At 52.3% G+C, this 23666-nt stretch carries 18 protein-coding genes; 7 read left to right on the top strand and 11 right to left on the bottom strand.

The window, feature by feature from the left end; translation table 11 throughout:
* Positions 1-17: 17 nt before the first annotated feature.
* On the bottom strand, positions 18-518 hold the full coding sequence (gene secB / locus PsB1_RS04295) for a protein-export chaperone SecB (RefSeq protein ID WP_284359316.1): 501 nt from the start codon (positions 516-518) through the stop codon (positions 18-20).
* Positions 519-652: 134 nt separating this feature from the next.
* Here secB and PsB1_RS04290 point away from each other — a divergent pair, with 134 nt between their 5' ends.
* Genes PsB1_RS04290 through PsB1_RS04275 form a run of 4 tightly spaced genes read left to right on the top strand, consistent with a single transcriptional unit; the run spans position 653 to position 4852 of the window.
* Positions 653-1273, top strand: coding sequence for a Tim44/TimA family putative adaptor protein (locus tag PsB1_RS04290; protein ID WP_284359315.1), 621 nt, complete (start codon positions 653-655; stop codon positions 1271-1273).
* A 1-nt stretch (position 1274) separates the two neighbouring features.
* Entirely contained in the window at positions 1275-2615 is a 1341-nt protein-coding gene (gene mltA / locus PsB1_RS04285; protein ID WP_284359313.1) for a murein transglycosylase A, read from the top strand.
* Positions 2612-3220, top strand: a complete 609-nt coding sequence (locus PsB1_RS04280; protein WP_284359312.1) for a Smr/MutS family protein — start codon at positions 2612-2614, stop codon at positions 3218-3220. Before mltA ends, PsB1_RS04280 begins: the two co-directional genes overlap by 4 nt.
* Complete coding sequence (locus PsB1_RS04275) at positions 3221-4852, top strand: alpha-amylase family glycosyl hydrolase (protein ID WP_284359311.1); 1632 nt, start codon at positions 3221-3223, stop codon at positions 4850-4852. It abuts the gene before it with no gap.
* 208 nt (positions 4853-5060) lie between these two features.
* On the opposite strand, the gene hemA is transcribed toward PsB1_RS04275, so the two are convergent.
* From hemA to PsB1_RS04235, 8 genes are all read right to left on the bottom strand, one after another.
* Complete coding sequence (gene hemA / locus PsB1_RS04270; protein ID WP_284359308.1) at positions 5061-6281, bottom strand: 5-aminolevulinate synthase; 1221 nt, start codon at positions 6279-6281, stop codon at positions 5061-5063.
* Positions 6282-6355: 74 nt separating this feature from the next.
* Entirely contained in the window at positions 6356-7420 is a 1065-nt protein-coding gene (gene acsF, locus PsB1_RS04265) for a magnesium-protoporphyrin IX monomethyl ester (oxidative) cyclase (protein WP_284359306.1), read from the bottom strand.
* A complete protein-coding gene (locus PsB1_RS04260; RefSeq protein ID WP_284359305.1) occupies positions 7417-7767 on the bottom strand; it encodes an O2-dependent cyclase accessory protein in 351 nt (116 codons plus the stop codon). Before PsB1_RS04260 ends, acsF begins: the two co-directional genes overlap by 4 nt.
* On the bottom strand, positions 7764-8465 hold the full coding sequence (bchM, locus tag PsB1_RS04255) for a magnesium protoporphyrin IX methyltransferase (RefSeq protein ID WP_284359304.1): 702 nt from the start codon (positions 8463-8465) through the stop codon (positions 7764-7766). The genes PsB1_RS04260 and bchM overlap by 4 nt, the downstream gene beginning before the upstream one ends.
* A 13-nt stretch (positions 8466-8478) precedes the next feature.
* A complete protein-coding gene (bchL, locus tag PsB1_RS04250; protein ID WP_284359300.1) occupies positions 8479-9411 on the bottom strand; it encodes a ferredoxin:protochlorophyllide reductase (ATP-dependent) iron-sulfur ATP-binding protein in 933 nt (310 codons plus the stop codon).
* Positions 9412-9427: 16 nt separating this feature from the next.
* Positions 9428-13213 carry a magnesium chelatase subunit H gene (locus tag PsB1_RS04245; RefSeq protein ID WP_284359299.1) on the bottom strand — a complete coding sequence of 1262 codons (3786 nt, stop codon included), beginning with the start codon at positions 13211-13213 and terminating at the stop codon, positions 9428-9430.
* Complete coding sequence (gene bchB, locus PsB1_RS04240) at positions 13185-14771, bottom strand: ferredoxin:protochlorophyllide reductase (ATP-dependent) subunit B (RefSeq protein WP_284359298.1); 1587 nt, start codon at positions 14769-14771, stop codon at positions 13185-13187. Before bchB ends, PsB1_RS04245 begins: the two co-directional genes overlap by 29 nt.
* Before the next feature lie 4 nt (positions 14772-14775).
* Positions 14776-16056 carry a ferredoxin:protochlorophyllide reductase (ATP-dependent) subunit N gene (locus tag PsB1_RS04235; RefSeq protein WP_284359296.1) on the bottom strand — a complete coding sequence of 427 codons (1281 nt, stop codon included), beginning with the start codon at positions 16054-16056 and terminating at the stop codon, positions 14776-14778.
* Between the two features lie 480 nt (positions 16057-16536).
* Here PsB1_RS04235 and PsB1_RS04230 point away from each other — a divergent pair, with 480 nt between their 5' ends.
* The 3 genes from PsB1_RS04230 to PsB1_RS04220 are packed head-to-tail and all read left to right on the top strand — an operon-like array spanning position 16537 to position 20684.
* The gene (locus PsB1_RS04230; protein WP_284359295.1) at positions 16537-17811 is read left to right on the top strand and encodes a Coenzyme F420 hydrogenase/dehydrogenase, beta subunit C-terminal domain; all 1275 of its coding nucleotides are present in this window, start codon (positions 16537-16539) and stop codon (positions 17809-17811) included.
* Positions 17812-17838: 27 nt separating this feature from the next.
* Positions 17839-18867 carry a magnesium chelatase ATPase subunit I gene (gene bchI, locus PsB1_RS04225; RefSeq protein ID WP_284359293.1) on the top strand — a complete coding sequence of 343 codons (1029 nt, stop codon included), beginning with the start codon at positions 17839-17841 and terminating at the stop codon, positions 18865-18867.
* Positions 18864-20684, top strand: a complete 1821-nt coding sequence (locus tag PsB1_RS04220) for a magnesium chelatase subunit D (RefSeq protein ID WP_284359292.1) — start codon at positions 18864-18866, stop codon at positions 20682-20684. Before bchI ends, PsB1_RS04220 begins: the two co-directional genes overlap by 4 nt.
* 321 nt (positions 20685-21005) lie before the next feature.
* Here PsB1_RS04220 and trpS read toward each other — a convergent pair whose 3' ends face one another.
* Both trpS and murJ read right to left on the bottom strand, forming a co-directional pair.
* Positions 21006-22019, bottom strand: coding sequence for a tryptophan--tRNA ligase (gene trpS / locus PsB1_RS04215; RefSeq protein WP_284359291.1), 1014 nt, complete (start codon positions 22017-22019; stop codon positions 21006-21008).
* Positions 22020-22032: 13 nt separating this feature from the next.
* On the bottom strand, positions 22033-23637 hold the full coding sequence (gene murJ, locus PsB1_RS04210) for a murein biosynthesis integral membrane protein MurJ (protein ID WP_284359289.1): 1605 nt from the start codon (positions 23635-23637) through the stop codon (positions 22033-22035).
* Between the last annotated feature and the right edge of the window lie 29 nt (positions 23638-23666).

Raw genomic sequence — 23666 nt, 5'->3', positions numbered from 1 at the left:
AATGCAAATGCCCCTGATCAGGCAGGCTGGGCGTTTGCGCTCTCTAGTTTTTGACTGGCATAGAGAGCCCCAAAGTCCATTGGGTCCAGCATTAAAGGCGGATAGCCACCCGCTTGGCTGGTGTTGGCGATCAAATGACGCGCAAAGGGGAATAACAGCTTAGGGCACTCGGCCAACAGGAGGGGTTCGAATGCATCAGCTGGAATATTGGCGAATTGGAACAAGCCACTATAGACCAATTCAATGATAAACTGAGATTGGCCGTCGCGTTCACTACGGGCATTAATCTTCAAATCAACTTCAAATACACCAGCCTCTTCCATAGCACGTGCGCTCACATCTAATTGAAGATCAATTTTAGGCTGGCTCCCTTCGCGCAATGAATTTGGCGCGTGGGGATTTTCAAACGAAAAATCCTTTACATATTGAGCTAATACCCGAATGGCTGGGGATGTTGCGTCGGAACCATTAGTTAAAGCACCGTTTTCAACTGGCATTTGTGCCGTTTCATCTGTCATTTTTTGTCTCCACAAGCTGAGGGGCTAGCACCAACAGCCCTTTTCGGCAACCAAGTGGCTGACTTACACCTCATTGCGCTCTATATAGGGACGAAACGTCATACCAAACCCATACGGGACTGGATTGTAACATCATGGAAATACTCTTTTTTGCCGTTGTAGCCGCTCTCATTTTAGGCCGACTATATCAGGTACTTGGACAAAATCGTGGTGCAGAGCCACCACCAATGCGCCAGCCACCTCCTTTTGGCTTGTCAAAATCCGCTACCCAAAGCGTCGATGAAAGTTCGATAGGCGATGAAGAAGCCAAAGTTACTGACTTTCCTGTTCGGGACTATGACGGCCCTACTGAGGCAGGTCTCAAAGCGATACAGTCTGCTGTCCGTGGGTTTGATGTTTCAAGCTTCTTGGCGGGTGCCCGAAATGCTTATGAAATCATTGTTACAGCTTATGGATCAGGGGATGAGGAAACTTTGCGTGATTTGCTCAGTCAGGAGGTTTTTTCAGCTTATCAAGTTGCAATGGATGAACGACGCGCCGCAAACGCCCCTAAGATCGAGGTGATCCGCTTAGGTGACTCCAAAATCCTTGATGCTGAGCTCGACGGGAAAATCGCCCGCATTGATGTCGCATTTTCATCCGATCTTGCCGATGGTGGTGACGGTCTACGCGCAGCAGATGAAATCTGGACGTTTGAAAAATCGGTAGACGCGCGTGATCCCAATTGGCTACTGAGTGCCGTTCGGACTGCATAAAATGCCAAAAGCGGCTTATGCCCTACTTGCTATGCTCGCGGTGAGTGCTTGTGCGACCGTGGCGACGCCATCAAACTCGATTGATTCATCTAAGGCTCAGTCAGGTCCGCCACAAATTCTGCCTGAGAAGCAAGCGACGCCCGTTGAAGTCAAACCGCCAATCAGACCAAGACTTCCTGCACCAATTTCCGCCTTGCCCGTTGGGCCTGTCCCTGGTGCTGCTGATCTGGACCCGCTGACCTTTTCCGCCGCAAGTTTTGAAACTCTTCCCGACTGGTCAACCACGGATGTGGCGGCAGCACGTCGTGCTTTTTTGCGCTCGTGCACCATCATGCAGCAAAGACCCATACAAGACATGTTGTCGAGCGCTGTGGCCTATAGTGGCCGGGTTGGTGATTGGCTGCAAGCTTGCAGCTTAGCCCAAGATTCAAGCATAGATGATCGCACATTCTGGGAAAACAGCTTTCAAGCCTGGCGTGTGGAAACCAAAAGCACCCAAATTGGCCGACTTACGGGCTATTATGAGCCGATCATGACGGTCTCTTGGGCTAAAACACCAGTTTATTCAGAGCCCATTCAAGCCAGGCCCAGTGACTTAATCGAGATTGATTTAGGCAAGTTTGATCCCTCTCTGCGCAACAGAACTATCGTGGCAAGACTCGATAAAGGCATGGTGGTACCTTATTATTCCCGTGCACAGATCACGGAGGCGACTGCGCCTGTTTTAGCATGGGGAGAACCTGCGGAGGTTTTATCGCTCCAAGTTCAAGGCTCCGGCCGATTGCAATTTCAGGATGGGTTACAAATGCGCGCGGCTTTTGCGGCCCATAATGGCCATCGCTTTGGCTCTAATGCACAAGAATTGATAAGGCGTGGGATACTTGCCCCTGGTGGCGCCTCGATGGATGCGATCAAAACTTGGTTTAAATCCGCAGATCCAAAGGTCGCTCGTGAAGTATTAAATGCAAACCCCCGCACTGTTTTCTTTAAGCTGGAGCCGATCCGTGACCCTAGTGACGGACCTAAAGGCGCACAACAAGTGCCCCTAGAACCTGGTGGCTCAGTCGCAATTGACCCCACTTATCATGCCTATGGAGTGCCCATTTTTCTTGCCGCCGACGCGCCAAGGGTAACTTTATCTGCTGATGCAACCCTCCGACGGCTTGTGATTGCTCAAGATACAGGGGGTGCGATCAAGGGTCCTATACGCGGAGATCTTTATTGGGGAACCGGGCCAGAGGCGGGATTAAGTGCAGGCCGGATCAATCATGACGTTCGGTTTTGGGTTTTACTGCCGCGTGGACTAACTCCAAGCCCCCTAACAGTGGCACCCCCATCATGAGCCATCGACGCGACCTTAAGCCTGAAGAGGCGATACTTTGGAACAAGGTGGCACGCACAACCCGCGCTTATCGGGCATTGGCCGAAATGGTTATCCTGCCAAGCAACCCCCAGCCGATTGTAGGGTCTCACCCCAGGACCATGATTCACCAAAAGGAACCCACAACGCCCCGCTTGGTTCGTAAGCATACACCTGCCCAACAGGTCCCAGCTCGTGCGCCTGCTTCGCCTCAAAGGCTGGTGGATCATAACATTGCCGATGCAACTGGGCACCGCAAAATCCGCCGTGGCCAGCTCCATATTGATGGTAGAATCGATTTGCATGGCTTTCGCCAAGCTGAGGCCCAAATCGAATTGACGAACTTTCTGGTGCGTATGCGTCAAGATGGGGCAAGGTGCGTTTTGGTGATAACGGGAAAAGGCAAGATCGCGCAGCAAGGCGATAATGACCTGATGCCTAAGCTAGGGGTTATTCGGCGGCGCTTGCCTGAATGGCTGGCAGGTCCCATGATACGCCAGCATGTCTCTGGCTTTGCCTCCGCACATCCCAAGCATGGCGGTAGTGGGGCTTATTATGTGCTTTTAAAGGCATATAGCGGGGATTAAATGGACGCTAAAGCCACACCTATTGACCGTGATTGGTGGAAGCGCCGCCCCGTCTATCAAATCTATCCTCGATCCTTTCTCGATACCAATGGGGATGGTGTTGGTGATTTAGTGGGCATCACTCAAGGCCTCACCGCGCTTAAAGCGTTAGGCGCGGGAATTGTCTGGTTATCTCCTATTTTCTTCTCCCCCATGGCCGATAATGGTTATGATATGGCCGATTATTGCCGGATTGATCCCCGCTTTGGCACAATGGCAGATTTTGAGGCCCTCTTGGCGCAGGCCGCTCTGCTCGATTTGAAGATAGTTTTAGACATTGCGCTCAACCATACCTCCATAGAGCATCCTTGGTTTGTGGCTGCCGCCCGCGACCCCACGAGCCCCTATCGCGATTTTTACCATTGGCGCGAAAAGCCCAACAATTGGCACTCGATTTTTGGTGGCCCTGCTTGGTCCCAGGTTCCAGACGGCGCCTATTATCTGCATTTGTTTGACAAAACTCAAGCTGATCTTAATTGGGATAATCCAACCGTACGTCAGCACATTTATGAAGCGATGAGGTTTTGGCTCACCAAAGGTGTTTCAGGTTTTCGCTTGGATGTTGTGACCGTTATTTCAAAGCCCGCTGGCTTGCCTGATGTCGCTGACCCAAGTCCGGGGCCACTCTATAAGGCTTTGGCAATTGGACCGAACCTGCATCCGTGGCTACGCGAGATGCGCAGGGAAGTTTTTGATCATTACGATTGTGTCGCGATTGGTGAAGGGCCCGGACTTAATCCGGTGCGTGCTGCCCAATTGGTTGATCCTGCAGATCCAATGCTCGATATGATCTACCACTTTGATTTTGTTGATCCACCTCAGCGCGCCAATCAACCATGGGACCGAGTTTGGTTTAAATCTGTGTTTTCGCGTTGGGATCAAGCTATAGGACCCCGTGGCTGGAACACTTGTGTGCTGGGTAATCATGATCTTCGCAGACTAATTTCCCGTTTTGGTGATCAAAACGTAAATGATGGTCAAGTGGCGAAAGCTCTGGCGGCGGCCTATCTTTTGCAGCGCGCTACCCCTTTTATTTACCAGGGCGATGAGCTTGGGCTGGGCGATACTATCATCACCAGCTTTGAAGATCTAAACGATGTGTGGGCGAAAACCACTTATCGATTGGAGCTTGAGGTGGGTGGCACTGAAGCCCAAGCCCTAGCCAAAGCCGCCGCAATGACGCGTGACCATGCGCGAACACCTTATCCCTGGACGCCACTTGGTGGCTTTACGACTGGCACACCATGGCTTAAACCAACCCTAAACAAAGGTGGGGTCGACCTTGCGACCCAAATGGCTGACCCCAATTCTGTCTGGTCGTTTTATCGGTTCGCGCTAAAGCTGCGCGAAGCTGACCCCGCTACCTGGATTTTTGGGGCGTATGAAGATATCGCTCCTGAACATCCCGATGTGTTCGTGTTTAAGCGCGGCGAGTATGGCCTTGTAAGCATTAATTTTGGCTCACAGCCATATCATTTGTGTGACCTTGATCACAATCTTCTAGAAGGCAGACGCTTACTCGCTGCTTTTGGCGATGTCGAAGGCGATCAATTGGGTCCATGGGCGTGCTGCATATTTGGGCGGGGGAATTAGGTTAGGACGCCAGAGTTAAGGCATTTACCTATCTGGCTTTTTACATGCCGATGACGCACCACATTTCCTTCGATTAAGCCCCAAGAGGGCCAGTTTGGCTCATCGAGTACCAATTTGAAACACGCCAATCATCCTTAAGGATTTTTTCAAACTGTTGAAGCCTCTTCTATAAGAAGGGTCTCAAATGATTTGGTTTTGTCGATTTACCCTAGGCTGCGGCTGAAATCCGGGCCAAAGCGCATTGTTGCCAAAGATCTGACAATGCGGTGACCAAGTGTTCAATATCGGCATTGGTGTGCAAGGGCGATGGCGTAATACGCAATCTCTCTGTACCTCGTGGAACAGTTGGGTAATTGATCGGCTGAATGTAAATGCCCGATCGCTCAAGCAGCCAATCACTGATCATTTTGCATTTAACCGGATCTCCAACCATCACGGGGATGATGTGGCTATCGTTTGCCATACAAGGAATACCGGCGGCCTCTAGGCGGCGGCGCGTCTGGGCCACGCGGTCTTGATGACGTTCCCGCTCTTGAGAGCTTGCCTTCAAATGCCGAATGCTGGCGCAAGCACCCGCCGCAACCGCGGGGGGTAAGGCGGTGGTAAAAATAAAGCCCGAAGCAAAGCTGCGGATAAAGTCACATAAAGCGGTTGAAGCCGCAACATAGCCTCCAAAAACACCAAAAGCCTTACCCAATGTGCCTTCAATGACGGTTAAGCGATGCATCAGGCCTTCGCGCTCTGCCACACCGCCGCCACGCGGGCCATAAAGGCCAACGCCGTGTACTTCATCAAGATAAGTCATCGCGCCATATCTGTCGGCAATATCACAAATGGCCGCGATCGGAGCGATGTCGCCATCCATCGAATAGACAGATTCAAATGCCACCAATTTAGGCTGATCCAAGGGCAGCTCTGACAAAATTCGCTCAAGATCAACGGGATCATTGTGTTTGAAAATGCGGACCTCGGCACGGCTATGGCGGATACCTTCAATCATTGAAGCATGATTGCCTTCATCAGAGACAACAATACAATTTGGGATTTTGCTGGCTAAAGTACTCAGCGCCGCCCAATTGGAGACATATCCTGACGTAAACAACAAAGCGGCTTCTTTAGCATGTAGATCAGCAAGCTCTTGCTCAAGCAAGACATGATAATGATTGGTACCTGATATATTACGTGTTCCACCAGCACCAGCACCGCAACGGTTGATTGCTTCGTGCATCGCTGCCAAAACCTTTGGATTTTGACCCATACCCAAATAATCATTAGAACACCAAACCGTCACTTCTTGAACGCCACCATCATTATGGCGAGAGGCACGGGGGAAGTGCCCGGCATGGCGCTCTAAATCAGCAAACACCCGGTACCGGCCTTCTTGTTTAAGGGCGTCTAGCTGGCTTTTAAAATAGGCTTGGTAGTCCATGGTATTGTCCTTTTCTCCAGCCTTTTGGCCCTGAGTAGCCCAATTGACCGTTTGATATCCTAATAACAAGCTACTTACCAAATTGGTTGCAGCCGCACTGTGCTGGGCAAAGTATTCGACTGGGTTGGTAGCAGATAAAGACTAAGAAAAGTTGCCCCAATCTGCAGCCCTAAACTTATTCTTCTGAACTTATTTATCCACCCACCTGCAGCCTTTGCATCGTCCATTGCGTTGGAGAGCATGCGAAGCCGTTCAAACCCTGCGCGCAACTTGGGATTATCGGTGTCGAGTGTGACTGGAAATACTTGTTTTGAGATTTCAGTCGTGAGCGCAAAAACCTGATAATCATAATCGGTAGGGTTCACACCTAGGGCCTTGTGAAAAGCTGGGCGGGCATGATCGCGCACATACATTGTGGCATATACCGATAGGATGAAGAAGCGGATCCACCATTTATTAGCCCCTTCCAGCAAGTGCGGGTTGGAGCGCAAAATCAAGGCAAATGCCTCTCCATGGCTAAACTCATCATTGCACCATTCCTTGAACCAATTGAATATTGGGTGAAATTTATGCTCAGGATGACGCTCCAGCTGCCGAAAGATCGTAATGTAACGGGCATAGCCAATTTTTTCTGATAGATAGACTGCATAGAAGATAAATTTCGGCTTAAAGAATGTATATTTTTTGGTCTTAGTTAAAAATCCAAGATCAACCCCAATACCGAAATCTTTAAGTGTTTCATTGATAAAGCCGGCATGGCGAGATTCATCGCGCGCCATATACTTAAACAAGGCCTTGATGTCGGGATTGGTGACTCGCTTAACTATCTCCGCATAAAGCACACAACCTGAAAATTCTGACGTGATCGAGCTGACCAAAAAATCGACAAATTCGCGTCGTAATTCTGGGTCCAGATCTTCTAAACGATTATCGAACGAACCATCGCGCTTAAAATGGCCACGGCGGGGATCGGCTGCCATCGCACTGAGCATCTGGTCCCATTCAGCGCGCACAGAACTAATATCAATTTTGTCCATCTCAGCATAATCTGTCGTATAGAAACGCGGGCTCAACAATGTGTCAGTGTTGGCGAGACTGGTGGTGTCAAGATAGTCGGTGGTGAAGGTTGTAGCGTTCATGGCAGTCTCCCTGAGGTGAAGCTGACGTCATAAAGTTCACTGAGTTCAAAGTATGAGGTCAATTGGATCCAAAGTCGTTCTAGCGGGAAAGCACGCTCGATTGATACGGGCCTTGAAATGGTGCATTTTTCGCCAAAACTAAGACGAATGGGCGGACCTTGTACCAACATTTTGTCGCCTGGGCCCAGAATAGATCCATCATCAAGACTAACATGGGCATGCAAGCTATCTTCACTATGCTCAATGTCGATAGTGCAAGTTGTCACATGGCACCGGCGCTTCAACAATTCAGGCCATGCGGGCATCCAAAAATCGGGATGCAAATGATGCAGGTGCATGTCCGTCATTGGGCAACAAGCTCCATGGCTTGGGAGGTATAAAATCCGCTAACCACACGCGCACTTCGGCCAATCTTCCAGCCAGCTAGACGCGGATCCGATCCCAGCGCGCGGCGCAAAAATGTTTCACTGACAGGCTCAATCGCGGGCGCGCGATCCGAGCGGGGAAACAAAAGCCCAATTGTGTGCATCAAGGTTAGGAGCGGTGTTTTAGGTGCAAAAGTGAAGACGATGGATTGCTTAGTCCGCCTGGCCAAGGCCGCAAGCGCTGTGACAATCTCCGCGCGGGGATAATGGATCAGGGAATCCATACAAACCACATGGTCAAACTGGCCATACTCATTGGCAAGCATATCGCCGACCCGAAAATCAATAGTGCCAGGCGCAGGGTCAACAGGTGCCCGCTCACCTGCGACGCCAACAAGGCTAGCGGCCACATCAACCGCCACAACTTCAGCACCCCGGTGCGCGGCAAGAACGGCTAAAGCACCCGTTCCACAACCGGCGTCCATGACGCGTTTGGCTTGCAGATTTTGCGGCAACCAAGACACTAAAATCTCACGCATTTGGTCGCGCCCTGCGCGAACCGTGGCCCGAATGCGACTAACCGGCGCGGTTGAAGTCAGTTGCGCCCAGGTATCAGAAGCGGTTTTGTCAAAATAAGTCTCAAGACGCTGACGTCTCTCAACATAGGTGGTGGAAAACATACGCTCACCCTCCTTAATCAAAGCCAAGAAAATCAAAAATGTCCCGATCTTTCATCGGCTCGGCTTCAAGCTCCTTGGTGCCAACCCACAGCGAAGCCGCCAAGCGCATATATTCTTGCTGAACGGCCTCCAGTTCCGGTGAAGGCTCCATTTCAAACAAGGTCGATTTTTTTAGACGCGAGCGACGAATGACATCGAGATCTGGGAAATGGGCTACCCGCTCAAGCCCGCATGCCGCGTTGAACCGATCGATTTCATCCGTATTTTTGCTGCGGTTGGCGATCACGCCGCCTAAGCGCACGTCGTAATTCTTAGACTTGGCCTTGATCGCGGCCAGAATGCGATTCATCGCAAAGATCGAGTCAAAGTCATTGGCCGTGACGATCAAGGCGCGTTCGGCATGTTGCAAGGGCGCGGCAAAGCCCCCACAGACGACATCGCCCAGTACATCAAAAATCACCACATCGGTATCTTCCAGCAAATGATGTTCTTTGAGGAGCTTGACCGTTTGGCCGACCACATAGCCGCCACAGCCGGTGCCTGCGGGCGGACCACCAGCCTCCACGCACATCACCCCATTATAACCTTCATAGACATAATCTTCTGGGCGCAATTCTTCACTATGGAAATCCACGCTCTCCAACACGTCAATCACGGTGGGGACCAAGCGCTTGGTTAAGGTAAAAGTGCTGTCATGCTTGGGGTCGCAGCCAATTTGCAACACACGCTTGCCCAATTTCGAAAAAGCAGCTGAAAGATTGGACGAAGTGGTGCTTTTACCGATGCCGCCCTTACCGTAAATGGCGAACACCTTTGCTTTGCCGATCTGCACATTAGGATCAAGTTCCACCTGAACACTGCCTTCCCCATCACCCCGCAGGGAGGGCGCGCGCGTTATCGGTGTTGCTCTTGGTTTCAGGCCGCGTGGTAATTCCAACAGGGTCATGGGACGTTCTCCTAGGTCAGGCAGCGGCGGCTGCGATGCCTTCCAAATTGTCTTCTAATTCATCACTGGCATGGCGTAGCGCTTCTAGTGTTGCGCTATCGGGCTGCCAATAATTGCGAGCGTGCGCTTCTAACAGGCGGTTGGCCATACGGGCCGACGCCTTGGGATTAAGGCTTGCCATGCGGGTGCGCATCGCATGGTCCAGCACATAGGTTTCGCTGATTTTTTGATAGACCCAAGGCTGAACCTGGCCAGTTGTGGCCGACCAGCCCATTGTATTGGTTACTTGTGCTTCGATCTGACGCACGCCTTCATAACCGTGGGACAACAGCCCCTCATACCAACGTGGATTGAGCATGCGGGTGTGGGTTTCAAATGTCACTTGTTCAGCCAAGGTGCGGATTTTGCCTTCGCCTTGGGTCTGGTCAGAAATATAAACCGGGACATCCATTCCACGGGCGCGTTTGACTGCCTTGGTAATGCCACCCAATGTATCGACATAATGGTCAATCGTGGTGACGCCCAATTCCACCGAATCCAAGCCTTGATAAGTCAGTTCAACCGTCTTTAAAATACCGCTTAGAACCGCCGATTGGCGCATGGGTGGCCCTTTACGGCCATAAGCAAAGCATTTGCGCGATTGGTAGGCTTCGGCCAATTCATTCTCATCCGACCAACAACTTGCATCGATCATTTGATTGACATTGGCCCCATAAGCACCATCGGCATTGGTAAAGACGCGCAAAGCAGCCGTTTCTAAGTCACATCCCGACCGAGCCTGTTCAGCCAAAGCGTGCTTGCGAATAAAGTTCATGTCTTCGGGCTCGTCCGCGCTGGCACCAAGCCATGCGGCTTCGGCCAACATGCGGGTTTGTAAGGCCAAAAGATCCCGGAAAATGCCCGATAAGGTCATCACTACATCAATGCGTGGTCGACCCAACTCCTCCAGAGGGATCAATTCAGCACCACATAGGCGGCCATAGCTATCAAATCTGGGTCGTGTGCCCATCAGGTGCAACGCTTGGGAAATCGTGCAACCTTCGCTTTTAAGGTTGTCTGAACCCCACAGCACCATGGCGATCGATTCTGGATAAGCACCGGTTTCGTCCATGTGGCGGTCTAGGAGGCGGCGCGCCTGGCGGGCACCGTCATGGGTCGCAAAGGCGCTGGGCAAGCGAAACGGGTCAAAGCCATGCATATTGCGCCCAGTAGGCAAAACAGCAGGCGTACGAACTAAGTCACCCCCGGGAGCTGGATGGATATAACCACCATCCAAAGCATGAACCAAGGCTTTGAGTTCATGATCTTGGGCTAACATCTCATTGCTTTTCACCAGCGCTTCTAAGCGCTCAACTAAGTCGCTGTTTGGCTTTAATGAACAAGCGGCCAGCGCTTCTATGGGGGTGGCACCTTGCACCAAAGCTTCAATCAGCGGGCGCGAAAATCCATTATCTGCATACCCATTGGCCATGGCCATCAATAGGTCGACGCGTTCGGCGGCACTAGGTGCTTGGCCGATAATGTGCAAGCCATCGGGGATCAAAGCGTCGCTCAACTCATCCATGCGCGCTTTTAAGGTTGCGATTTCATCATCGCAGGGCCCAACCCAAGAAGGAGACTGAGGGGCCAAATCCATTGCAGCGGCTTGAGCTTGGATCAGAGCTGCTATGCTATCGCGTTCTGCCGCTTCGCCCGCTTCATATGCCTGCCAGCGGGCTACACTTTCGCGGAGGTCTTGGAGGTCTTTGTAAAGGCCTGCTTGCACGATTGGCGGGGTCAGATAGCTGATCAAGGTTGCCCCACCACGCCGTTTCGCTAAAGCCCCTTCTGAAGGATTATTGGCAGCATAGAGATAAAAATTCGGCGTCACACCAATCAAACGCTCTGGCCAGCAATCCCCGGTCAAGCCCACTTGCTTTCCTGGCATAAACTCCAACGCACCATGGGTGCCAAAATGAACAATAGCAGAGGCACCAAAATCTTCGCGCACATAGCGGTAAAAGGCAGAAAAGGCATGCGTGGGCGCAAAGCCAGCTTCAAATAGCAGGCGCATCGGATCGCCTTCAAAGCCAAAGCCCGGTTGCAATCCAACAAATACGCTGCCAAACTGTGCACCCAAAACAAAGATGGAGCGCCCATCACTCAATTGCCGCCCAGGAGCTGGACCCCATTGCGTTTCAATCGCTCCTAAATGGCGTTCGCGGCGAATGTGATCATCAACGCTGACCACAGCATGAACATTGGCATCGGTGCCATAGCGCGCCGAATTGCCTATCAAAAGCTGATCGCGCAGTGCATCCACATCTGCAGGAACAGTGACATCATATCCTTGGGCTTTTAGAGTTGTTAAGGTGTTGAATAAGGATGCAAAAACCGATAAATATGCCGCCGAACCTACAGAACCAGAATTGGGCGGGAAATTGAAAAGAACCAGTGCAAGCTTACGCTTATTGCGTTGTGTGCGGCGCAGATAAACCAGCTTTGCCACCCGATCGGCCAATGTAGCGGCGCGTTCGGGACATGCGCGCATTCGGGGCGGCCCAACTTCTTCGCCGAACGTGCATCCTCGGCTACACCCGTGACAGGCCTGACCCGAACCGTCTGAGCGACCGCCATAGACAATTGGGCCTGTCGCACCGTCTAATTCAGGAATCGCCACCATAATCGTCGATTCAATCGGATTGAGGCCCATGTGCGATCCACCCCAGCCTTGCAAGGTCTGAAACTCTAGGGGTTGGGCTGAAACATAAGGGACATCCAAGGTACTTAGAATAGTTTCGGCGGCTTCTGCATCATTGTAAGCGGGCCCACCCACTAAGGAAAAGCCTGTCAAAGACACCACCGCATCCACCGTGACAAGACCATCTTCCATAAAGTATTTCTCGATGGCAGGTCGCGAGTCTAAACCACTTGCAAAAGCAGGAATAGCTTGTAGGCCACTTTGCTCCAAAGCTTCAATCACGCCAGCATAATGGCCCGCATCATCTGACAAGATGTAAGAGCGCAACAGCAAAACACCGACACGGCCTTTAATGTCACCAGCGAGCTTGGGCAGCGCGTCTAATGCTTCAAAAATCGGTGTTCTTGCGCGGGGGTGAAACAGACCCACTTCTGGATAATCAACCGGTGGTGGTGCCGCCATCTTCCCACCAAGTGACTTGCGCGCACCATTGGCATATCGATCAATCAGATTACGCACCATAGCGACGATATTCTCTTGCGAGCCCGACATCCAATATTGCATGGTCAAAAAATAATGCCGCAAATCTTGAGCAGGACCTGGAATATATTTCAATAGTTTTGGTAGACGGCGCAACATCGCCATTTGGCCCGCACCTGAACTACCTGATTTGGCCTTGGTGCCACGCATCCGCTTGAGCATGGCCAATGGACCCTTATCTGAACCATCCATGGCAAAAGCACCAAGTTTGGTAAGCTTCACGATTTCACTGGCTGCCATGATGCCAATCATGGCGTCACAATGATCGCGGCGTGCCGCCAAGGCTGGTAAAACTGCCTGAATATGCTCGTCCAAAAACATCATGGTGACGAGGATAATATCGCCAGTCGCGATGTCGGCGAGGCATGATTCTAGTGATCCCGGCCGATCAGCCCAGTCGGTTGCGGCATGCAAAACAATGCTGATGCCTGGATTTTCTTTCGCCAATTCGTGGGAAGCTTTTTGCGCCAAAGTCCGCAAATGGCTATCAAGCGTGATGATGACCACGCGCACCGAAGCACTTGGCGAGACGGCAGCCATATGGAGGCTTTCCTTATCGTGCGAAGTGGCTTTTGGCATCATAAAGAGCCTCGATACTAATGATTTCTAGTCCCTGCTCCGATGCGTAACGTTCGGTATTGCGCTTAGCTTTACCGCGCACAAAAAAGGGTATTTTGGACAATTCCTTGCTGGCCTCAGGCGACCAGATCAAACCGCTTAGGGTGTCGCTTGGCTCTTGGGCGGCCATAGCTGGTGCAACGCTGATCAGAGTTTCGGACTCGCTCTGACGGGTTTGGGCCGATGGGGCGTGGCCTTTGCTGCCCAAATGGGACGGACCCGCCGCATCATTGAATTCAAAATCATCGCGGAACATCGTCAACAGATGCTCCTCCAAACCCATTACCAGGGGGTGGACCCAGGTATCAAACAACACATTGGCCCCTTCAAAGCCCATGACAGGGGCATAGCGCGCTGGAAAATCTTGAACATGGACGGGGGCAGAGATCACAGCACATGGCACGCCAAGGCGTTTAGCGATATGGCGTTCCATTTGGGTTCCCAAAACAAGTTCGGGCTGCAGCGTCGCTATGGTTTGTTCTACCATAAGATAATCATCCGTGATTAAGGCTTCGAGCCCATAATTGGCAGCTGCTGCGCGCATTTCACGGGCGAATTCGCGGTTGTAACAGCCAAGGCCCACAACCTCAAAGCCCATCTCTTCCTTGGCAACTCGCGCTGCGGCGATTGCATGGGAGGCATCACCAAACACAAAAACCCGCTTTCCGGTCAGATAATTAGAATCAACCGAGCGCGCCCACCAAGGCATGCGCGAGCCATGTTGGGTTAAAACAGACGTGGGGTCCACGCCAGCTAATGCGGCCACTTCTTCGATAAAATCGCACGTGGCTTGAAAACCCATAGGAATGGTGTGCACAGCTTTTTGGCCATATTGCTTTTCAAGCCAACGCGCCGCGCTATCGGCAATCTCAGGGTATAAGACCACATTAAAATCAGCCTCAGGCAGGCGGCGGATATCCTCTACCGTGGCACCCATGGGGGCCGCGACATTCACATCAATTCCCAATTGGTCGAGAAGCTTTGTGATTTCAATCACATCATCGCGGTGCCGGAACCCCAAAGCCGTAGCCCCTAAAATATTGCAGCTTGGGCTGGCGGCTTTGGCCTTTGGCTGTGCTGGCGCTGTCGCCAGCGTACGCACCAATTGATAGAAGGTTTCTGAAGCACCCCAGTTTTCCTTCTTCTGATAAGAAGGCAATTCCAGCGCAATGATCGGGACCGGCAGATTAAGCGCGCGCGCCAAACCGCCTGGATCATCTTGGATCAGCTCAGCCGTGCAAGAGGCCCCAACCAACATCACTTCAGGGGCAAAGCGTGCAAAAGCGTCAGAGGCAGCGGTCTTGAAGATCTCTGCCGTATCTGTGCCCAAATCCCGGGCTTGGAATGTCGTAAAAGTGACGGGCGGACGTTCGCCGCGCCGCTCAATCATCGTGAATAACAGGTCGGCATAAGTATCGCCTTGAGGGGCGTGCAATACAAAGTGAACGCCCTTCATCGCAGTAGCAATCCGCATGGCCCCGACATGGGGTGGTCCTTCATAAGTCCAGACAGTCAATTGCATCGCACTAAACCTTTAGAACTGAACGACGAAATAAGGGCCGGGCGAAGAGATTGGCTAAATCGCCAGCACAATCAAATCCGTGGACGGGGGAAAAAACGAGCTCAATCGACCATTTTGTCGAAAGTCCTTCCATTTCCAAAGGATTGGCTAAACCCAGACCACAGACCACCAAATCAGGGCGCGCGGCGCGGCAACGGTCCAATTGACGATCAACATCTTGTCCTTCGCTCAGCGTCACATCCTTGGGCAAATGCTCCAATTCAGCACTTAATAGCTGGCGGTTGAGATAAGGCGTTCCTACCTCTACCAATTTCATATCAAGCTCTTCTGCCAAAAAGCGCGCTAAGCTTGGCTCCAACTGAGAATCCGGAAAGAAAAAGATACTTTTGCCAGCCAAATGAACTTTCTGTGCTTCCAATGCTCGTTTAGCGCGTTCACGCCCCGGTGCGATCACAGCGCGAAACTGCATTTCTGGTATCTTCCAAGCATCTGCTGCGGCTTTCAGCCAATGGGTCGTACCCTCCGCGCCAAAGGGGAAAAGGGCAGGCAAATGATGTGCGCCCCGTTCGATCAAGCTGCGTGCGGTCTCACCCAAAAAAGGCTGCGCCAACAAAAATTTGGTATTGGGCCCAATGCTAGGCATTTTGGAGGACTGGCGTGGTGGGAAAAACTGTACGGGGCAAATGCCAAGCGCCTCAAATAGGCGGTTGAACTGGTCTTCGACAATATCTGGCAGCGTGCCGACCACCAAAAGTGAGGCTTCCCCATCCGGTGCTGACGGTGGCGCTTCAGGCAACATGGCCACCAAGCACGCATCTTCGCCTTGGGTAAAAGTGGCTTCAATACCACTACCCGAATAATTGAGGATACGAACCTTTGGACTGTGCTTGACAGAAAGGCGCTGTGCCGCGCGCGATAAATCGAGCTTGATCACTTCAGAAGGGCATGACCCCACCAAAAACAACAATTTAATGTCGGGTCGGCGGTCTAACAGCCGGTCTACAACGCGGTCCAATTCTTCATTGGCATCTGCTAAGCCGGCCAAATCACGCTCTTCCATAATGGCGGTAGCAAAGCGGGGTTCAGCAAACACCATAACCCCAGCAGCCGACTGAATCAGGTGTGCACAAGTTCTTGAACCGACGACTAGAAAAAATGCATCTTGAATTTTTCTGTGCAACCAAACGATTCCGGTTAGCCCACAAAAGACTTCTCTTTGACCCCGCTCCCGTAGAACTGGCCTTAGCTCGTCTTGCGGCGCGCTTAACATGGCCAACTCACTCATTTTTACAATGCCTCACCTAAATCGCGGCCAGAACGCGTCGCGCTTGGATAGGTGTGCCTATGATGGCTTACCGAGCTGCATCCACTATGAGCTGGCCATGGGCATGCAAATTGCAAAGCACTGTCTATCCAATTTAGTAAATTGAATCTTTTTACTTTTTTGGTCGATTGACTATGACCAACAGAGCGGTCAGAGAGGTCAGAGAGGTCCCAGTCGTAAGAGTTTGAGGGCTGCATCAACATCGGAATTCTCCAGCATAAGCCGAACCCATTATCAGGTCGAATGCCAAGGTATGCCTCTCAATACTCTCTTGTCAATAGAAATAGACGTCCAAATATTTTGACAGTCAGATGGGCAATTGCTCTTGCAATTTAAAACCAGAGTGGGACAGTCATGCTAATGGATAAATTCTTAAGCGATACGCGAGATTCGCATATATCCGGACATATGAGGTCCAAGGTTGGTAGGTCGCAAGACCAAATGCAGATCCAAGAGATGCTGGCAAAAGCCTGCGCCCAGCCTGCGGCCCCGCGTTCCTTATGTACCGACTGCGGCATTTCGCGGACTGAGGACTCCAAGCGATGTGGACGAGCTTGTCAGTTCATCGCCCCCAATTACGGGTCCTTAGAAACCCAAACCCACGGCCGCACGCGCAATCTCGCCAAAGGAGACGAGCTTTTTTTTGGCCCAATCCAGGACATGTATCAGGCCAAACTTAAAACAGGTCTTGAAGGTGCCCAATGGACTGGTCTCACAACCCGCTTGGCAGAGCGCTTACTTGAAACCGGGCGTGTCGATGCGGTTTTGACCATGAAGCCAGACCCATTTGATCGTTGGCGCCCGGTCCCAACCTTGGTGACACAAGCTGCCGATATGGCGCATTGCCGAGGGATGCGCATGGGCTATGCGCCCCTTTTAGCCCTATTAGAACCGGCGCGCGCTCTAGGATATCGACGCCTCGCGATCATTGGCATTCCCTGCCAAGTCTATGCGCTGCGGGCTTTAGAGCAAGAATTAGGATTTGATACGCTTTATGTAATCGGGACGCCCTGTTCTGATAATACGACGACAGAAAAATTCCATCAGTTTCTGAGCCTGCTCTCAGACGAACCCAATACCATCAAATACCTAGAGTTTCGCGCCGATTATCACGTCGAGTTGCGCTTTGATGATGGGCGCAGCAAGCTTATCCCCTTCCTGCAATTGCCGATCTCAAAATTACCGGGGGACTTTTTTCCGCTCACGTGTCGAACCTGTGTCGATTATACCAATGCCTTGGCCGATATTACGATTGGCTATATGGGTGGGCAGGGCGAGCAATGGATGATCGTACGTAATGATCGCGGACGCGACTTATTGTCGCTTTTGGGCGAGGAAGTGGTGCTCAAAGAACCTTTCAGTAAAGGCAAGCGCGCCGGTGCAGTGCAAGGATTTAAGACCAATGTTGAACGCGCTGCAGGCGGCCTTCCAGTGCGCGCTATGCCCAATTGGGTGCGGCCCTTAGTGGGCTGGTTGATGCCCAAGATTGGACCGCGTGGCTTAGAATTTGCGCGCACCCGGGTTGAAATGAAAGCGATAGAGACGATTGTGCATTTAAGACGCGAACAACCCCAGCGCATGAAGTCGATGATTCCAAACTATATCTGGGCACTGGTCGCACCTTTGGGTTTATCACCGGACGTTAATGAGCGCATAAGCGCGCTGCCCGCTTCCTTGCCGACAGCGGATGTGGCAAGCAGGCCTAACCAGCTTTGAGTTCAAATCCCCCCTGGAGCCCCCTATATGCGCATTGCCTTTCCATTTTCTGCCATCGTTGGTCAAGACGACATGAAGTTGGCGATGCTGATCGCTGCAATAGATCCAGGCATTAGCGGGGTTATGGTTTTTGGGGATCGCGGCACAGGGAAATCCACAGCTGTACGTGGTCTCGCCGCACTCTTGCCACCTTTGGAAGCGGTCAAGTCCTGCCTTTATCATTGCGATCCCCTGGCCGACAAAAGCGCCTGCGCGACAGATTGTACGCATCGAGGCGCAGGTAAAGTCACCCAAGTTGAAACCATTGCCACACCCGTTGTGGATTTCCCGCTGGGTGCGACAGAGGACAGGGTGGTTGGCGCACTCGATCTCGAACGCGCGTTAACTCAAGGCGAAAAGCATTTTGAGCCAGGTCTTCTCGCGCGCGCCCACCGTGGCTTCCTCTATATCGATGAGATCAATCTACTGGAAGATCATCTGGTTGATTTATTGCTGGATGTGGCAGCATCAGGTGAAAATGTGGTGGAGCGTGAGGGCTTAAGCGTACGCCATCCGGCGCGCTTTGTTCTGATCGGTAGCGGCAACCCCGAAGAAGGTGAACTTCGACCCCAATTACTCGATCGGTTTGGACTCTCCGTTGATGTTAAAACCCCCGATACCTTGGCGCTTCGGGTCGAAGTGGTACGCCGCCGCGATGCTTTTGACCGCGATGCTGCTGGCTTTGCAAAACGTCAGGCCAGGGAGGAAGCGAAGGTGCGCGACCAAATCATTGCAGCCCGGGCTAGATTGATGGATATTGAAACCCCAGATACGGCTTTAGAATGGGCGTCTAAACTATGCATGGCTGTGGGTGTTGATGGTTTGCGCGGTGAATTGACCTTAATCCGCGCCGCGCGCGCCGTTGCTGCCCTTAAAGGGGGCACAAAGGTCGAAGAACGTCATTTAAGGGGCGTTGCGGTTATGGCGCTGCGCCATCGCTTACGGCGCAATCCCCTTGATGAGACAGGCTCATCAACAAGGATTGAGCGGGCGATTGCGGATTTGTTTGGTGCATGAGGCAAGTTGCAACACCTAAAGGTAAACCCTGCGCAACTTGGCCCGATGCACTCCTTATTGCTGCCATTTTTGCTATCGATCCCCACATTTTTGGCGGCGTAGTCCTGCGCGGTCGCCACGGCCCGTTGAGTGACGCTTGGCTTGAAATCCTAACAGATCTTTTGCCGGAAGCGACACCGATACGCCGGTGCCCCTTGCATATTGGCGATGATCGCCTGCTAGGCGGGCTTGATTTGGCAACCAGTCTGGCACTGGGTCGCCCTGTGGTTCAGCGTGGCTTATTGAGTGAGGCCGATGGCGGTGTGCTGGTTTTGCCGATGGCTGAACGCATGCAAGCTTCAACGGCTTCGCGCATTACGAGCGCCTTAGATAGCGGGCAATTTCAGCTTGAACGCGACGGTCTCACCTCGGTTTTGCCAGCACGGTTTGGCGTCCTCCTCTTCGATGAAAGCTTTGGGCCAGAAGAGGCCCCGCCTGCTGCCCTGTTAGAGCGATGCAGCTTATGCATAGATACCGACGTCTTGAAGTTTAGCGACTTATCTGACGACGGGCCAAGTTTGGAACTTATCTTAAAGGCGCGTGTGCAGTGTAACCAGATCACCTTATCGGACCCCGCTTTAATAGATGCTATCTGTGATGCTGTGACTGCATTTGGTTTAGAATCTGCGCGTCCCGCATTGGCCTGTTTGAACGTGGCACGCGCGGTAACAGCATTGGACGGGCGCTCAATGGCTGGGTTGGCGGATATCACATTGGCGGCACGTCTTGTCCTTGCTCCCCAAGCCTTACAACTGCCCCAAGATACGCATGAGGTCCAGCCCCAAGCTGAACCAGAAATACAAAGCGAGCAAGAAAATCCGCCTGCAGAACCCACGAACCCAGATCAAGCCGAAGCAAGCGACCCGCAAACCGATACGACACCCCCTCCAGAGGGCCAAGATTTGAGTGAGCAATTGATCGAGGCGGTTAAATCGGCGCTGCCCAGCGAAGTGATTGCCGCCCTTTCTACCAAAGCCAAGTGCCCCACGCCGAGAGGGGCCATAGGTGCGGGTTCAGGTCAGCATACTAAGTCACCCTTACGCGGGCGCCCGATCCGATCGCGTGCTGGCACTCTAAAGCCTGGTGAGCGCCTTAACCTGATTGATACCCTGCGCGCGGCCGCTCCGTGGCAAAAAATCCGCAAAAGTACGATGAAAGCCTCCAGATCAGTAGCTGGTCCCAAACGGATTGAGGTTCGCAAAAGCGACTTTCGCATCCGCTGCTTTGCCCAGCCCAGAGAAGCGACCACCATTTTGGTCGTTGATGCATCGGGTTCATCGGCGTTTCAACGCCTTGCTGAGGCCAAAGGGGCGGTGGAGCTTTTGTTGGCGCAAGCCTATGTCGATCGTAACAGGGTGGCGATGGTCTCCTTTCGCAATGAGGGTGCCCAAATCTTGCTGCCGCCAACAAGGTCGCTCGCCCGTGCACGGCGGCAATTGGCCGATTTAGCAGGCGGCGGGGGTACACCCTTGGCCGCTGGCATGGATACTGCCTTGACCTTGGCTTTAAGTGAAAAAGCCAAAGGGCGCACTCCACGATTGCTCTTCCTAACCGATGGGCGCGCTAATATTGACCGCGATGGGAAGGCGGGGCGCAAGACTGCGATGGCCCATGCGTTTTCAGCTGCCCGCGCCATAGCGCATTCAGGGATTGCCACGATCCATCTTGATACCTCTCCCATTCCGAGGCCAGAAGCCAAAGATCTGGCCAAAGCCATGGGTGCAACCTATGCGCCTTTACCCTATCTCAATGCACAAGCGATCAGCGCTATGGGGTAGCGTGTTGCGGCCGTGGGCCAATTATCTTTCCAGATCGGGTGAGTGAGCTAGCTAACTTTCGTCTGGGACGGCTTTGGTGCAGGCCCTGCCTGCCCCAAAGGCCTAAATTCATTGTTCTTGGGCGATTTTGACGGGTCAAGTCCGCTTCGCGCCGCAACGCGGCAGATTTCTGCAAGAAATCTGGATTTGACGCGACAAAACGCCCGTTCATGCTTGAAACGCGGTTTTGTGACCAGAAAGGGCAGCAAAACCGCATCCCAGACCCTTAATCTTTTGCCTACGCCGGGGGCAAAGCTGAGGTGTTCTGGCGAAATAGAAAAACTACCCCCAAAAGCCAACCGCTTCTTTAGTCTGAGCCAAGATCGGCTGCGCAATGGCGTGCGCACGGACGGCACCATCACGTAAGATAGCATCAATCTGCGCCGGATCATTCATATAGCGCATCATCTTGTCCATCACTGGGCCCAGCGTTTCAACTGCAAGCTCTGCAAGACGCGGCTTAAATAAGCCAAATCCTGCTCCACTAAACTCAGTCACCACTTGCTCTTTAGTTTGGCCGGCTAGTGCCGCATAAATGCCGATGAGATTATCAACCTCCGGCCGCGACTTTAACTCATCAATGTGGCTGGGCATCGCCAGAGTGTCGGTTTTGGCTTTTTTGATTTTTCTAACCAGATCATCCTTAGAATCGGTCAAATTGATCCTTGAATTGTCTGCAGGCTCTGATTTTGACATTTTCTTTGAGCCATCTTGCAAATTCATCACCCGCGCGGCTGGGCCGCCAATGATAGGCTCTGGCAGCGGGAAAAAACCTTCAACTTTGAAATCGGCGTTGAAACGCGTGGCAATATCGCGCGAAAGCTCTAAATGCTGCTTTTGATCCTCACCTACAGGTACATGGGTGGCTCTATAGGCGAGAATGTCAGCGGCCATGAGAACTGGATAATTAAACAAGCCGACTGAGCTGCGCTCCGCATTTTTGCCGGCCTTATCCTTAAACTGGGTCATGCGTTCCAGCCACCCCATGCGGGCAACGCAATTTAAAATCCACGCCAGTTCAGCATGGGCTGAAACACACGATTGCACAAACATGATGGAGCGCGCGGGATCAACACCAGCGGCCAGATAGGCAGCAGCCACTTCGCGGGTTTGCGCGGCCAGCATTTTGGGGTCCTGAGGCACGGTGATGGCGTGCAGATCGACGACACAATAAATGCATTCTCCACTATTTTGCAATTCGACGAAACGCTTAATCGCGCCCAGATAATTGCCCAAATGAAGGTTCGCGGTTGGCTGAACACCAGAGAAAACGCGCATAGGTGGTTTGGTCGTCATCGATTGATCTGCCTTAGAGCGTATCATCCGGGCCAATAGGCCCAGCGTTAGTTGGCCTTTGCATGGCCAGCTTGATGTCTGAAACCGTTACCGCTTTGACCAGAAATGCCGTGGCTGCATAGACGATAGCACCGACAAAGCAAACCAATAATGTTGCTAGCTCCTTGCCGAAAAAAAAACGTGCTTCAAATGCTGCTTCAATTGGTACCCGGTTTAACCCGGCAAAACCCAACACAAGCGCCATAGTCCCGGTTGCCACCATGATGCGCGCCAATTTACCCAGAACGAGAGGCTTAGGATGCCAGATTTTCTCGCGTAACAATGTTGTGGCCAACAATAAAGCATTCACCCATCCCGCAACACTGGCGGCAATAGCCAACCCGACATAGCCTTGGTTACCCAAAGCCCTTAGCCCAAAAAACAGTCCGGCACCTAGGGCCACATTAACCATAACCCCCGTAATCGCAAAATTCATCGGCCGCTTGGAATCGCCCCTTGCGAAAAATGGCGGGGCAAGGATGCGGATCAAGACAAAGGCCGGTACGCCCCAGCCATAATGAAACAAAGCATCTGCTGTTGCACGGGCATCGCTTGACCTAAAGTCTCCACCCGTCCAAAAGCCTTGCATTAAAAAAAATGGTACAACCACCAAAGCGGCAGCAGCAGGTAAACAAAAAGCCATGGAAAGCACAAAAGCTTCATCCAATGCCTTAGTCGCACCCCCTTTTTCAGGTTCTGCAACCGCCCGCGCCAGTCGGGGCAACAGGGCAACCCCAATAGCAACACCAATTAAGCCCAAAGGCAATTGAAACAGTCGATCCGCTGCATAAAGCCAGGATTTCGCACCAATCTCATAACTCGATAGGGCTTGGCTAACCACAACATTAATATGTGTCGCGCTGCCCGCAATCACCGATGGCCCCATCACCGCCATGATTGCTTTGACTTCAGGTGTGAGGCGCGGCAGGCGAAACCCGATGCGCACGCCAAGCCGCCGACAGCCGATATAAAGCGCGCCAGCCTGCAACATGCCTGCGACCGTAATCGCCACCGCCGCGTTCACAGCGACTTGGGTTGGCTCGCGTTCCCAAATGATAAAGGCCAAAATCGTAACATTCAAAAGCGTGGGAGCCGCCGCCGACAGGGCAAATTTCCCAGCCGTATTTAAAACACCAGAGAACAGAGAACTCATAGCCATGCCCACCAAATAGGGCATGGTGATTTGGGTTAATACAATAGCAAAGTGAAATGCTTTGGGTATATCCGCATAGCCACCGTGTAGGACCAACATGATCCATGGCATGGCAAGTTGTGCCAAAATCGTCACGGTGGCCGCCGCCAAAGTCAAAACTGAAAAGGCCTGACTGGCGATTTCAGCTGCTTGATCGTTGCCAGATTCAGCTTGGGTTTTAGCATAAAATGGGACAAAGGCCTGGCTGAATGCACCTTCAGCCAGAATGCGGCGAAACAGGTTAGGAAAACTCTGCGCTGTCGCAAATGCATCGCCAACCCAACCAGCCCCAAGAAGATTTGAGATCGCCCTATCGCGCGCATAGCCAAAAAGTCGGCTCAGTAGGGTAAAGCCAGCCTGTACCAAAGTGTTACGCGCCAGTGACATCAAATGATTTGCTCCTGCTGGACGCACTT

The organism is Candidatus Phycosocius spiralis, from assembly GCF_030158815.1.
GTDB lineage: Bacteria > Pseudomonadota > Alphaproteobacteria > Caulobacterales > Aquidulcibacteraceae > Aquidulcibacter > Aquidulcibacter spiralis.
This window is presented reverse-complemented; position numbering and strand designations above follow the sequence as displayed.

Excerpts from the sequence above, each read along its gene's own strand:
- PsB1_RS04245 (WP_284359299.1), bottom strand. The coding sequence starts at position 13,213 with ATGATGCCAAAAGCCACTTCGCACGATAAGGAAAGCCTCCATATGGCT.
- PsB1_RS04275 (WP_284359311.1), top strand. The coding sequence starts at position 3,221 with ATGGACGCTAAAGCCACACCTATTGACCGTGATTGGTGGAAGCGCCGC.
- PsB1_RS04260 (WP_284359305.1), bottom strand. The coding sequence starts at position 7,767 with ATGACGGACATGCACCTGCATCATTTGCATCCCGATTTTTGGATGCCC.
- PsB1_RS04280 (WP_284359312.1), top strand. The coding sequence starts at position 2,612 with ATGAGCCATCGACGCGACCTTAAGCCTGAAGAGGCGATACTTTGGAAC.
- secB (WP_284359316.1), bottom strand. The coding sequence starts at position 518 with ATGACAGATGAAACGGCACAAATGCCAGTTGAAAACGGTGCTTTAACT.
- murJ (WP_284359289.1), bottom strand. The coding sequence starts at position 23,637 with ATGTCACTGGCGCGTAACACTTTGGTACAGGCTGGCTTTACCCTACTG.
- PsB1_RS04230 (WP_284359295.1), top strand. The coding sequence starts at position 16,537 with ATGCAGATCCAAGAGATGCTGGCAAAAGCCTGCGCCCAGCCTGCGGCC.
- PsB1_RS04290 (WP_284359315.1), top strand. The coding sequence starts at position 653 with ATGGAAATACTCTTTTTTGCCGTTGTAGCCGCTCTCATTTTAGGCCGA.
- PsB1_RS04235 (WP_284359296.1), bottom strand. The coding sequence starts at position 16,056 with ATGAGTGAGTTGGCCATGTTAAGCGCGCCGCAAGACGAGCTAAGGCCA.
- hemA (WP_284359308.1), bottom strand. The coding sequence starts at position 6,281 with ATGGACTACCAAGCCTATTTTAAAAGCCAGCTAGACGCCCTTAAACAA.
- bchB (WP_284359298.1), bottom strand. The coding sequence starts at position 14,771 with ATGCAATTGACTGTCTGGACTTATGAAGGACCACCCCATGTCGGGGCC.
- acsF (WP_284359306.1), bottom strand. The coding sequence starts at position 7,420 with ATGAACGCTACAACCTTCACCACCGACTATCTTGACACCACCAGTCTC.
- bchM (WP_284359304.1), bottom strand. The coding sequence starts at position 8,465 with ATGTTTTCCACCACCTATGTTGAGAGACGTCAGCGTCTTGAGACTTAT.
- PsB1_RS04220 (WP_284359292.1), top strand. The coding sequence starts at position 18,864 with ATGAGGCAAGTTGCAACACCTAAAGGTAAACCCTGCGCAACTTGGCCC.
- bchI (WP_284359293.1), top strand. The coding sequence starts at position 17,839 with ATGCGCATTGCCTTTCCATTTTCTGCCATCGTTGGTCAAGACGACATG.
- bchL (WP_284359300.1), bottom strand. The coding sequence starts at position 9,411 with ATGACCCTGTTGGAATTACCACGCGGCCTGAAACCAAGAGCAACACCG.
- mltA (WP_284359313.1), top strand. The coding sequence starts at position 1,275 with ATGCCAAAAGCGGCTTATGCCCTACTTGCTATGCTCGCGGTGAGTGCT.
- trpS (WP_284359291.1), bottom strand. The coding sequence starts at position 22,019 with ATGACGACCAAACCACCTATGCGCGTTTTCTCTGGTGTTCAGCCAACC.